Here is a 12032-nt window from a genome sequence, read left to right on the forward strand (position 1 = left end):
GATCCCGTGCCACCGCGGGGCGGTCGAACGCCGGGAACTCCCGGTGTCGGCCGCCCCGTCGGTCCGCGCCGGCGGGTCAGGCCACCGTGCGCGGCGCCTTGGACACGGCGACGGCTCGCACGGTGGTCGGCAGGTCGCGGCAGCGGCCCACCGGGGACAGGATCAGGATCAGGCCGGAGGCCGAAATGACCGCGGCCATCACCCACAGGGCGGGACGGACCCCGAACGCCGAACCCAGCGCGCCGGCCAGGACCGCGCCGAGCGGGATGGTGCCGTAGTTGACGAACTGCATGCTCGCGGTGATCCGGCCGAGCAACCGCGGTGGGCAGTATCGCTGTTGGAAGCTCGACTTGATCACATTGCTCGCCACCACCCCCGCCGACATCGCGAACGAGCCGCAGACGAACACGGTCAGACCCGGGCCGGCGGTGGTCAGGGGGATGAGCAGGACCAGGCTCGACACGCCGGGCTCGAAGACGAGGAACGCACGGGCGGTGCCGATCCGGGAGGACACCCTGCGGGAGACGAACGCGCCCGCCACGCCGCCGACGGCGCCGCCCGCGATCAGCGCGCCGGCCAGGCCCTCGTCGACGCCGACCGTGCGGATCAGGAACACCAGTTGCAGCGACTGGAGGCCGACCAGACCCAGGTTGGACACGCCGCCGAAGAGGGCGAACACGCGCAGCCAGGGGTCGTGCGCGACCAGGCGCAGGCCCTCGCCGATCTCGCCGATCAGCGAGCGCTCGGTGCGCTCCTCGGGCGCCGGCTTCGACTCGGGCTCGCGGTGGCGGATGCGGAACAGGCAGACGAACGAGGTCAGGAACGTGCCGGCGTTGACGAACATGCCGTTCACGGCGCCCGCGAGCTGCGCGATCAGGCCGCCCGCGCCGACCCCGGCGATCTGCGCCGCGGACGCGCTGCCGTGCAGCTTGCTGTTGCCCTCGGCCTGGTCGGCGGGGAGCAGGATGCCGGGCAGGTAGGCGGTGTACGCGGTCTGGAAGAACACCGCGGACACCCCCGTCGCCAGCGTGATGGCGAGCAGCACACCGATACTCAGCAGGCCCGCCCGGTGTGCCAGGGGTACCGCCAGGAACAGGGCACACGAGGTCGCGGCGGCGGCGAGCATGATCGGGCGGCGGGCCATCCGGTCCACCCAGACGCCGACCGGCAGACCGATCAGCAACCACGGCAGCCAGGCCGCCGCGCCGAGCAGGCCGATCTCGAAGGTGCTCGCGTCCAGGGTCGAGATCGCGATCAGCGGCATCGCCACACCGGTCACGGACGCGCCGAACTTGCCGGTGGTCTCGCCGAACCACAGCAGGCGGAAGTCGCGGTGGCGGTGCAGCAGGCCGCTCATGAGGGGTCCTCGTCGGGTTCGGAGGGGGGATCGGCTTCGGCTTCGGTGGTTTCGCTCGGATCGGCCGACGCCGTGGCGTCCTTCGGCCGGCGCGGGAAGGACTGGTACTGGAGTACGACCGTGGCGGCGCCCGGTTGCTCCGGGCCGCGGGTGGCCTCGTGGACCAGTTCGACGACCCGGCGGTTGAGGTCGGCCAGCTGTTCGGCGGTCAGGCGCACGCCGCTCCAGTCCGAGACGGTGCGGGCGCGCACCCACTCGGGGCCCATCTCGTCGGCGTCGGTGAACGACTCGAGCAGGCGTTCGCCCTGCTGCCGGAAGGACTCGCGCATGTAGACGTCGAGCGCGCCCCGGGCCTCGGGGTCCTGGCGAAACTCGCTGGTGTGCAGGTCGCGCGGGTCGACCACGGCACGCCACCAGCGCTCGCGCCGGGTGCCGCGCTCGGGCACGTCCTCGATGAAGTCGTGTTCGGCGAGGTGGCGCAGGTGCCAGCTGACCGTCCCGGTGCTCTCGCCGACGCGGGCGGCCAGGTGGGTCCCGGTCGAGGGGCCGTCGAGGCGCAACATTTCGAGCAGGCGCATGCGTAGGGGGTGGGCGAGGGCGCGCAGGCTGCGGGCGTCGATCCGCCGGCGGGAGTCGTTCACATGTCCACGGTATTACGCAGAGAGTTCTCTGCAAAGGGTTCTCTGCATCTTTTGCAGAGAAGTCTCTGTGAATTTTGGGCCGGCACCGGCTGCCTCGACGCCGGGGCTAATGTCCGGCCGCCGCCGCCGACCGGGACGCCGGCGGTGCGGTGGCGGTCGGGAGCGGGCTCGGGCTGGGCTCCGGGGCGTGCGAGTCGTGGGTCAGGTGCAGGACGAGGGTCACCAGCAGGCCGATCACGATCACCGTCACCCCGACGAGGGCCTGTACGGTCTCGCGCTGCGGGCGGCGTCGATTCTCGGACATAGCGCCACGTTAGGCATCTTCGTGGTGGACCGACAGGCAAAGCGCCCGACTTCGCCGAAGGTGTCGCCGCCGGGGCCGGCCCCGAACTCCCCGGCTGCGGATTTCGGATACGGGATAACGTGGCGCACGCGCTGCCCGGCGCATGGTCGAGGCCGGTACCGGGCAGTGGTCCCCTTTTGTGCACCACTCCAGGCCCGTGAGGAACACCGTGGACAAGCCCGTCCTGCTGACCGTCGACGACGACCCGGCCGTTTCCCGTGCGGTGGCCCGCGACCTGCGGCGACAGTACGGCGATCGGCACCGGATCGTCCGCGCCGAATCCGGTGCACAGGCCCTGGAGGCGCTGGCCGAGCTGCACGAGCGCGGCGAGCAGGTCGCGGTGCTGATCGCCGACCAGCGCATGCCGCAGATGGACGGCGTGGCCTTCCTGGAACAGGCCGCACACCGGTACCCACGCGCGAAACGGGTGCTGCTCACCGCCTACGCGGACACCGGGGCCGCGATCCGGGCGATCAACGACGTCGACATCGACCATTACCTGCTCAAGCCGTGGGATCCACCGGAGGAACGGCTCTACCCCGTGCTCGACTCGCTGATCACCGCGTGGGAGACCGCGCCGGTGCCGGACGAGAGCTGGGCCACGGTGATCGGCGCGCGCTTTTCCGCGCCGTCGTTCGAGCTGCGCGACTTCCTCGCCAACAACGGCGTGCCGTACCGCTGGTACGACGTCGGCCAGGCCGAGGCGCGCCGGCTGCTGCGCGAGACCGGCACCACCGAGGCCGACGTGCCGGTGGTGATCGCCCCCGACTCGACCGTGCTGCGCGGCCCGTCCAAGGGCGAACTGGCCGAGTACGTGGGCCTGTCGGTGACCGCGTCCGACGACCTGTACGACGTGGTGATCGTCGGCGGCGGCCCGGCCGGGCTGGGGGCCGCGGTGTACGCGGCGAGCGAGGGGCTGCGCACGCTGCTCGTGGAGCGCCAGGCCACCGGGGGACAGGCCGGGCAGAGTTCGCGGATCGAGAACTACCTCGGCTTCCCCGACGGCATCTCCGGCTCGCAGTTCATCGGCCGCGCCCGCCGGCAGGCGCTCAAGTTCGGCGCGGAGATAGTCAGTACGCGCGACGTGACCGGCCTGCACGTGGACGGCGACGTGCGCACCATCTCCTGCGACGGCGACGTCGTCGCCCGCGGACACGCGGTCGTGCTCGCCACCGGGGTGTCCTACCGCACCCTGGACGCGCCGGGCCTGGCCGATTTGACCGACCGCGGCGTGTACTACGGCGCCGCCCTGACCACCGGGCCCGACACCCGCGACCAGGACGTGTACATCGTCGGCGCGGCCAACTCGGCCGGGCAGGCGGCGGTGTTCTTCTCCCGCTACGCCCGCCGGGTGATCATCCTGGTGCGCGGCGCGGGTCTGGAGGCGTCCATGTCGCACTACCTGATCGAGCAGTTGGAGCAGATCCCCAACGTCGAGGTCCGGGTCCGTACCGAGGTCTCCCGGGCGCACGGCACCGGGCGCCTGCGCGAACTCACCCTGCGCGACCGGGACTCGGGCACGGAGGAGACCGTGCCCGCGTCGTGGTTGTTCGTCTTCATCGGCGCCAGCCCGCGCACCGGGTGGCTGGACGGCAGCGGCGTGCGGCGCGACCGGGACGGCTACATCCTCACCGGCGGCGAACTGCTCGACGACTGCGACGGCGAACTCGACGGCTGGAGCCGCCCGCCGTTCGTCCAGGAGACGGCGGTGCCCGGGGTGTTCGCCGCCGGCGACTCGCGCGCGGCCTCGGTCAAGCGGGTCGCCTCGGCGGTCGGGGAGGGCGCGATGACGGTGATGCTCGTGCACCGCTATCTGGACACCCTGGACACCCGGAAGCCGGGCGACGCGCCGACCCCGGCCGACACCCGCACCCCGGCGACGGAGGGATCACGATGAGCGTGTGCGACGTGTTGCCGCCGGAGGAACTGCGCACCCTGTTCCTGTTCGAGAAGTTGCCCGACGAACACCTGAACTGGCTGTGCGCGCACGGCAAGGTCAAGGCGTTCCCGGCGAACACCACGCTCTACCACGAGGGCGATCCCGGCGAGTGCTTCTTCGTGCTGCTCACCGGCGAGGTCACGATGAACCGCACGGTGCGCGGCGGCGAGTTGGAGGTGCACCGCTCGTCGATGCGCGGCGCCTACGTCGGCGCGGCACTGGCCCTGGACGGCGAGGGCGCGACCCCGGCGGTGCACGCGTACGGCAATACCGCGCGCACACACGTCGATTCGACCTTCTTCGTGCTGCCGGCCGCCCAGTTGGCGCAGGCCTTCACCGAGTGGTTCCCGATGGCCGCGCACCTGGTCGCGGGCATGTTCCTGGGCGGGCGCCGGACCGGTTCGGCGGTCGGGCAGCGCGAGCGCATGGTCGCGCTCGGCACGCTCACCGCCGGGCTCACCCACGAACTGGGCAACCCGGCCGCGGCGGCCGAGCGGGCCGCGGCGAACCTGCGTACCCGGCTGGGGGAGTTGCGCCGGGCCCGGGCCGAACTGGCCCGCTGCGGCGCCGCCGTCGACGCGCTGGAGGCGCTGGACCGGCTCCAGGCCGAGGTGTTGGCCCGGCGGGAGGTGGAGCCGCCTCGGCTGCGCCCGCTGGAGTTCGCCGACCGGACCGACGAAGTGGCGGAGATCTTCGAGGACTTGGACCTGCCGGACGCGTACGAGACGGCGCCGTCGTTCGTCAGCGTCGGCCTGTACGAGGACTGGGCCCGGGACGCGGGCGCGGCGCTCGGGGCGGCGGCGCGCCCCGGACTGACCTGGCTCGCGGCCAACCTCGAGGGCGAGGCGCTGCTCGACGAGGTCGCCGACGCGCTGGGCCGGATCACCGATCTGCTCGCCGCCGCCGGGCAGTACACCCAGATGGACCGGGCCCCGTACCAGGAGACCGACCTGCGCAAGGGCCTGGACAGCACGGTGGCCATGCTGGCCGGCCCGCTGCGCGACATCCGGGTCGAGCGCGAGTACGCCGAGGACCTGCCCAGGATCCAGGCGTATCCGGCCGAGTTGAACCAGGTGTGGACCAACCTGATCGACAACGCCGCCGACGCGATGGGCGGCAAGGGCACGCTGACCCTGCGCGCCCGCGCCGACACCGCGTCGGTGGTGGTCGAGATCGAGGACAGCGGCCCCGGCATAGCGCCCGACATCCAGGACCGGATCTTCGAACCGTTCTTCACCACCAAGGCCCTGGGCGAGGGCACCGGCCTGGGCCTCGACATCTCGTACCGCATCATCGTGCAACGCCACGACGGCACGCTCACCGTCGACTCCGAACCGGGCCGCACCACCTTCCGCATCACCCTGCCGCGATAGCGCACGCCGGCCGCACCACGTCGCCTGTTGCCGGCCGACAGGGCACGGGTGCGCGCCGGTTCAGCGCCCGAATCGCACCGGTAGGGACTCCGGGCCGCGTAGCGCCGTGCCGAGCAGGCCGCGCACCCGGGCTGGTGCGGTGAGTCGCAGTGCCGGCAGGCGTTCGAGGAGAACCTTCAGGGCGGCTCGGATCTCGGCGAGCGCCAACCACGTGCCCAGGCATACGTGCGGCCCGTCGCCGAAGGCGAGCGTGGCGCGCGCCCGGCGGCCGAGGTCGAACACGTCGGGATCGCGATGGCGGGCCGGGTCCCGATTCGCGGCGGTGATCGCGAAGATCAGCGGGGTCTGCGCCGGGATGTCGAGGCCGAGGCCCTGCCAGTCGGATACCGGAGTGGGGCACATCCTCGGCAGCAGGCCCACCGGCGGCTCCCAGCGCAGCGCCTCCTCGACCACCCACTCGAGTTCGGTATCCGGGTCCGCGAGTGTCCGGGACAACTGCTCGGGATGGGTGAGCAGGGCGAACAGGGCGTTGCCCAGGCCCAGATACGTGGTGTCGGCGCCGGCCGGGAAGAGCAGCCGCAGGAAGGACAGGATCTCCTCGTCGGTGAGCCGACGCCCCTCCGCCTCGGTGTGCGCGAGGGTGGAGAGCAGGTCGTCGCCGGGATCCCGCCGCCGACGCGCGACGATCGGCGTCACGTACGCGGTGAACTCGCGGGACGCGCGCGCGGCCGCCTCCGGCGCCATCGGGAAGTGGAACAGGTCGACCGCCCAGCGCCGGAAGCGGTCCTCGTCGTCCATCGGCAGTCCGAGCAGCCGGGTGATCACCCGGACCGGGTAGCCGTGGGTGAACTCGGCGACCAGATCGGCCTCGCCGCGCGCCGCGAAACCGTCGACCAGCTCGTGGGCGAGCGGTTCCAGGATCGCCTCGACCTGCTCGGTGACCACCCGACGCCGAAAGGCGGGCACCACGAGCTTGCGGTTGATCCGGTGCTCCGCGCCGCGCATGCACTGGATGGTGTGGCCGAGCACGGGTTCGGTGGTGGCGGCGTAGATCGCGGACGCGGGAAACGCCTCCTCGTCCCTGAACGCGGCGCTCACCAGGTCGTGGGTCAGCAACAGCAGCGCCCTGGTCCCCAGGAACGGCACGACGGCGTACGGCTTGCGCGCCCGCGCGGCGGCGAGCACGCCGTGCAGGTCGGGGATGTCGTCGAAGGCGAAGTCGTGGCCTTCGATGTCGAAGGGCGCGCGGGGGTCGAACGGGTCGACGGGTGCGGGGGTGCGTGGCCGTGCCGGGGCGCCGGGCGCGGTCGCCGCCCGCGCGGCCCCCGCCGTTTCGTCGGCCTCGATTCCTCGGGTCATCCAGCCTCCTCGGCCGAAGCCCCGGCGACGACGGCAGCCCGTCGGTGCGATGGACTGACGAATATTCGTCGTCAGGGTGACGTATATTCGTAGACTCTAGGGATGCCGTCCGACCGGAGCAAGGGGTGCCCATGGCCGCGTCACCGCCCACCGAACGGGTCGTGGCCGTCGTCGAGTTGCTGGCCGCCGCGCCGCGCGGGTTGAGCGTGTCCGAGGTGGCGGCCCGGCTCGACCTGAACCGGTCCACCGCGACCGCGGTGCTCGCCGCCCTGGAGGCGCCCGGCTGGGTGCTGCGCGGGCCGGATCGGCTGTACACGCTCGGCGTCGGACTGCTCGCCGTCGCCGACGCGGTCCGGGCCCGGGTGGGGCTGCCGGCCGCCGCGGCGGAGGTGTTGGCCGAACTCGCGACGCGGGTCGGATGCGGGGTGGCCCTGTCACTGGTCGGCGTCGATCAGGTGGTCTTCGTCGCGGTCGAGCCGGGACCGGGTCGGATGCCGGCCGGGATCGAGGTGGGCACCCGGTTGCCGCTGCGCCCGCCCGCCGGCGCCGCGGTGATGCCCTGGCGGCCGGCTGCCGAACGTACCGCCTGGCTCGCACGCGCACCCGAGTCGGCCCCGGTGCTGGACACGGTCCGCGCGCACGGCGTGGCCGCGTGGCGACCGCGCCGCGACTCGGCCGAGCTGTTGCCCGTACTGCGGGACGTGGTGGGCCTGTTGGACGAGCACCCCGGACGGGCCGAACTGCGCGCCCGGGTGCTCGACCAACTCGCCGCGATCAGCGCACACGCCTACACCGACGCGGAGTTGACCTCGGATCGCACGCTGCCGCTGAGCCATCTGGCCGCGCCGGTACGGGACGCGCACGGTCGGCCCACCCACGAACTCCAGATCGGCCCGCTGCGGCCCGCCGTCGGCCCGAGCGAACGCCGCGTCTACATCACCGAGTTGCGCGCCGCGGCGGAGCGCCTGTCGGCCGCCGGCCCGACCCTTCCTTGACCGGCCCACCAGGCGCCCCGCCTGTTCACAACCCCAGAACGGCCCGCAACGCCACGTCCACCTGCTCCATTTCCTCCGGCCCGACGTCGCCCAGATACGTGCCCTGCTCGAAGCGGTGATGCCGTGACGTATACAGGTCCGGAGCGAGCACCACACCCTCGACCGGGCTGGTGATCCGCACCGTGACCAGCGACTCGCGGCGGTCGCCGATCGTGTCCACCAGCGCGCACAACGCCGCGCCCGGATGCAGCGCGGCGACGTGGTCGTTCTGCACGATCATGAAGGTGCGTTCACGGCCGACGGTGGGAATCGTCCACACCTGACCCCGCCTCAGTGGCCGCACGGCCGCGCCCCCGCTCTCTTTCGGCGGCCGAAAGTGCGCGCGACCGCACCCGCCGGCCGGCCGCACCGGGCCGCCGGCGTCGAACGGTCGCCGTCGGGGACGAAGCGGTTGCCGGTAGCCATGCCCCCAGTCGTACCAGACGCGACCGCACCCGAACCGCCAACCGGGCGCGCGTTCGCCGCCGGCGCACGGATTCGATCGTTACCGGAGCGGCCCCGCCGCGCCCCCCACTCCGGGTGGGCAGATCCCCCGCGAGAGCGAAGCGCCGCCGAACGCGCAACCGCGACACTGTCGGGGACGCCCACCCAGGAGTACGCCGTATGTCCGACCACCTCGCCGCGCACGACGCCGATCACCCCTGCGTCGATCACCTCGCCGCGCGCGACGCCGACCGGCACGTCCGCGATCGAGCCCGGCACACCCGCGACCTGATGCGGCGGATCGATCCGCGACTGCTCGACGTCATGATCGCGCTGCTGGTGCAGTTCCTGGTGTCGCTGCCGTTCCTGATCTACCTGCGCTCGCCGTACCGGCTCGGGTTCCTCCTGCTCAGCGGGACCGCGATCCCGCTGATCTGGCGGCGCAGACAACCGTTCGTGGTCGCGTGCGTGGTCGCGCTGTTCGCGGTGCCGGCCTCGCTGCACCATCGGCCGGGCCAGTCCTTCCAGTTCGGCATGACGATCGCCATCTACACGGTCTTCTCGCTCGGGCGGCGCTGGGAGCGGATCGCCGTCGCGGTGCTCACCCTGCCGATCACGCTGATGGTGGAATTCGTCAAGGGCCAGCCGCCGCAACAGGCGACCTTGGACATCCTGACCATGACCGCCGCCGCCGCCTTCGGGCTGGCCACCCGGCACCGCACCGCCTACATCGCCGAGATCGAGGAGCGCACCCGGCGCCTGGAGCACGAGCGCGACCTGGAGATCCGCCGCGCCGACGCCGAGGTGGCCCGGGCCGCCGCCCGCGAACGGGCCAGGATCGCCCGCGACATGCACGACATCCTGGCGCACGCGGTGAGCCTGATGACCGTGCAGGCGGAGGCCGGGCCGGTGGTGGTGCGCAGCGATCCGGCCCGCGCGGAGGCGGCGTTCGACGCGATCGCCGACGCCGGGCGCGACGCGATGGTCCAACTCCGGCGCATCCTGGGCACGCTCAAGGACGACGCGGAGGCCGGGGCCCGGGCGCCGCAGCCCACCGTGGCCAATATCGCCGACCTGGTCGCCGAGGTCGGGCGGACCGATCTGAAGGTGGTGTACGAGAGCGTCGGCGAGCGTCGACCGCTGCGCTCCGACGCGGAGATCGCCGCGTACCGTGTGGTCCAGGAGGCGCTGACCAACGCGGTTCGGCACGCGCGGGCCACGACGGTGACCGTACGACTCGAATGGGGTGAGGAGACGATGGGGATCACCATCACCGACGACGGGCGGGGCGGTCGGCCGCGTCCGGGCGGGGGCCACGGGCTGATCGGCATCCGGGAGCGGGCCAGCGCGTGCGGGGGCAGTGTGGTGGTCGGACCGCGGGTGACCGGGCCCGGGTTCGAGGTCGCGCTGCGCATCCCGCTCGACGTGACGCGGATGGTGCGATGACGATCAAGGTGGTGGTCGCCGACGACCAGGGACTGGTGCGCAGCGGCTTCGCGATGATCCTGGACGCGCAGTCCGACATCTCGGTGGTGGCCGAGGCGGGCGACGGGGTGGCGGCGATCGAGGCGGTGCGCGCGCACCGGCCCGATGTACTGCTCCTGGACATCCGGATGCCGCGGATGGACGGCATCGAGGCGGCCCGGGTGGTCTCCGCCGAGGCGCCGGCGTGTCGGATCGTCATGCTGACCACGTTCGACGTCGACGAGTACGTCTACGACGCGCTCTACGCGGGCGCGGCCGGGTTCCTGCTCAAGGACGTACGACGCGACGACCTGGTGCACGCGGTGCGCATGGTGGCGAGCGGCGAGGCGCTGCTCGCGCCGTCGGTGACCCGGCGACTGATCGCCGACTACACGCGCCGACTACCCCGTACGGAGCAGCAGCCCCAACCCTCCGAGCGGTTGGCCGTGTTGACCACGCGCGAGCGGGAGACGATGCGCTGTCTGGCCCTCGGGATGTCCAACGCGGAGATCGCCGAGGCCCTCGTGGTCAGCGAACATACGGTCAAGACGCACGTCAGCAGCATCCTGGGCAAGCTCGGCCTGCGCGACCGGGTGCACGCGGTGATCTGTGCCTACGAGACCGGGCTGGCCGTGCCGGGCGCCGCCTGAATCGCGCGCCTCGCTCGTTCGGGGGAGTCACGAGCGCAAACTCCGTCCTACAGGGGGAGTAGACGGTGATGCGGAAACGGTTCGTACAGCCGATGCGGCGAAGTACCCCGAAGGCGAATCCTGGTGTGGCCCGAGGGGACTGACCCGTCGGGGGCTTCGAACGGGGGCGCCATGAGCGACGTTATGCAGCACACGACCGCCGAACTGTATCTGCGGCTCAGCGACTGCACGATGCGCGTGGGCCGGGGCTCGCGGGGCCGCCCGGCGCTGGAGGTATACGCGGGCTACCGCCTGATCGACGTGGCGGTGGCCGGGTCCACCCTGGCGCCGACGCTGCTGCGCGGCGCGCTGCGCTCGGCCCGCCGCGAGCCGGCCTGGGCGCTGGCGTGGGGCGTGCTGCCCGACGACGGTGTGCCGCCGCGGGTCGAGTTCCGCCGAGGCCGCTTCGTGCTCCAGGCCCCCGCGACGATCTTCGCCGACCGCTTCTGGGTGGCCACGGTCCCCGGCACCTACCGCTCCCTGGCCGTGCGCACCACGGACGCCGCCCCCGTGGAGGGCGGCCGCCTCACCCGGATGCGCCTCCCGCGCCTCTAGCGCGTGTCTTCGAACTCCCGCCGAGCTCCACGACGCCCGGCACCGCACCTCGCCGCCCCGGAGAAACAGGCGAATGGAACCACTGTGCACCCGCTTCTCCGGCACGCCGATGCACGGCATCCGCCCTGCGGGCTCCCCGCCGCGCTCACGCCGCGGAGCCCGACGGGAGTTCGAAGACACGCGCCGGCGCCGGCGCGGCGGGGCACCCGCTCAGTCGAGGCGGGTGACGTTCTGGAGCAGGCCCCAGGTGAAGTCGACGCGGTGCTCGACGCCGTTCTCGGTGATCACGCTCGCCCAGCGACCGGGCGCGGAGCCCTCGGTGTGGCGCAGGGCCGGGAAGGCCGCGGCGACGTCCGCGATCACGAAGTCCCAGGGGCGCAGGTCCGCCACCGTCTCGGCGGGCGGGGTCGTGGCGGGGTCGGCGCGGACCAGCCACTCCTGCCAGACCCGCCCGTCGGGGCCGGTCAGGACCTCGAAACGCAACTCCGGCCACAGCGGCAACGTCCACCACTGCGCCTCGGCGGTGAGATCCCCGATCGCTCGTTGGGTGCGTCCGTGCGGTTCGCCGAGTGCGGCCCGATAGGCGCGCCCGGGGCCGCCGACCGCCCGGCTGCGCACCATGCGCTGCCACTGCGCGTTCACCTCGCGCATCCGGGCCCGGGTGAACTCCAACTCGCGGACGGCATCGGCGACCAGATCGGGCTGGTAATCGCCCATGCGTCGCAACAACACCAGACAGAACTGATCGGGTCCCACGATGCAGATCTCCGTACTCGTTCGTTCGTTACCGCTTCCGATCCATCCCTATCCACAAAGCGGACGCCCGCGCAGGCA

Annotated in this window: 12 protein-coding genes; 6 read left to right on the top strand and 6 right to left on the bottom strand. The window is 72.6% G+C overall.

What is annotated here, in order from left to right; all coding sequences use genetic code 11:
* Window positions 1–76: 76 nt before the first annotated feature.
* The 3 genes from ACFRCG_RS22275 to ACFRCG_RS22285 form a co-directional block, all read right to left on the bottom strand.
* Window positions 77–1357 (bottom strand): MFS transporter, encoded by a 1281-nt coding sequence (locus ACFRCG_RS22275; protein WP_380033939.1) that lies wholly within the window; start codon window positions 1355–1357, stop codon window positions 77–79.
* Window positions 1354–1998, bottom strand: a complete 645-nt coding sequence (locus ACFRCG_RS22280) for an ArsR/SmtB family transcription factor (protein WP_380033940.1) — start codon at window positions 1996–1998, stop codon at window positions 1354–1356. Before ACFRCG_RS22280 ends, ACFRCG_RS22275 begins: the two co-directional genes overlap by 4 nt.
* A gap of 106 nt (window positions 1999–2104) precedes the next feature.
* On the bottom strand, window positions 2105–2302 hold the full coding sequence (locus ACFRCG_RS22285) for a hypothetical protein (protein WP_380033941.1): 198 nt from the start codon (window positions 2300–2302) through the stop codon (window positions 2105–2107).
* 208 nt (window positions 2303–2510) lie between these two features.
* On the opposite strand from ACFRCG_RS22285, the gene ACFRCG_RS22290 reads away from it, so the two are divergent.
* On the top strand, window positions 2511–4238 hold the full coding sequence (locus ACFRCG_RS22290) for an FAD-dependent oxidoreductase (protein ID WP_380033943.1): 1728 nt from the start codon (window positions 2511–2513) through the stop codon (window positions 4236–4238).
* Window positions 4235–5653 (top strand): ATP-binding protein, encoded by a 1419-nt coding sequence (locus ACFRCG_RS22295; RefSeq protein ID WP_380033944.1) that lies wholly within the window; start codon window positions 4235–4237, stop codon window positions 5651–5653. The genes ACFRCG_RS22290 and ACFRCG_RS22295 overlap by 4 nt, the downstream gene beginning before the upstream one ends.
* Before the next feature lie 60 nt (window positions 5654–5713).
* Here the strand turns inward: ACFRCG_RS22295 and ACFRCG_RS22300 are convergent, their stop codons facing one another.
* Window positions 5714–7012, bottom strand: coding sequence for a cytochrome P450 (locus tag ACFRCG_RS22300; protein ID WP_380033946.1), 1299 nt, complete (start codon window positions 7010–7012; stop codon window positions 5714–5716).
* Between the two features lie 131 nt (window positions 7013–7143).
* Between ACFRCG_RS22300 and ACFRCG_RS22305 the strand changes: the two genes are divergently transcribed.
* The gene (locus ACFRCG_RS22305) at window positions 7144–8007 is read left to right on the top strand and encodes a helix-turn-helix domain-containing protein (protein WP_380033948.1); all 864 of its coding nucleotides are present in this window, start codon (window positions 7144–7146) and stop codon (window positions 8005–8007) included.
* A 25-nt stretch (window positions 8008–8032) separates the two neighbouring features.
* Here the strand turns inward: ACFRCG_RS22305 and ACFRCG_RS22310 are convergent, their stop codons facing one another.
* Window positions 8033–8416, bottom strand: coding sequence for a type II toxin-antitoxin system PemK/MazF family toxin (locus ACFRCG_RS22310; protein WP_380033950.1), 384 nt, complete (start codon window positions 8414–8416; stop codon window positions 8033–8035).
* A gap of 254 nt (window positions 8417–8670) precedes the next feature.
* Here ACFRCG_RS22310 and ACFRCG_RS22315 point away from each other — a divergent pair, with 254 nt between their 5' ends.
* The 3 genes from ACFRCG_RS22315 (at window position 8671) to ACFRCG_RS22325 (ending at window position 11198) form a co-directional block, all read left to right on the top strand.
* A complete protein-coding gene (locus ACFRCG_RS22315) occupies window positions 8671–9936 on the top strand; it encodes a sensor histidine kinase (protein WP_380033952.1) in 1266 nt (421 codons plus the stop codon).
* Window positions 9933–10604 carry a response regulator gene (locus ACFRCG_RS22320; protein WP_380001489.1) on the top strand — a complete coding sequence of 224 codons (672 nt, stop codon included), beginning with the start codon at window positions 9933–9935 and terminating at the stop codon, window positions 10602–10604. The genes ACFRCG_RS22315 and ACFRCG_RS22320 overlap by 4 nt, the downstream gene beginning before the upstream one ends.
* Window positions 10605–10775: 171 nt before the next feature.
* A complete protein-coding gene (locus tag ACFRCG_RS22325) occupies window positions 10776–11198 on the top strand; it encodes a hypothetical protein (protein WP_380033954.1) in 423 nt (140 codons plus the stop codon).
* A 210-nt stretch (window positions 11199–11408) separates the two neighbouring features.
* On the opposite strand, the gene ACFRCG_RS22330 is transcribed toward ACFRCG_RS22325, so the two are convergent.
* On the bottom strand, window positions 11409–11954 hold the full coding sequence (locus tag ACFRCG_RS22330; protein WP_380033956.1) for a hypothetical protein: 546 nt from the start codon (window positions 11952–11954) through the stop codon (window positions 11409–11411).
* Window positions 11955–12032 lie beyond the last annotated feature (78 nt).

Origin of the sequence: Embleya sp. NPDC056575 (genome assembly GCF_042793325.1) — a bacterium.
In the GTDB taxonomy this organism is placed as follows: Bacteria; Actinomycetota; Actinomycetes; order Streptomycetales; family Streptomycetaceae; genus Embleya.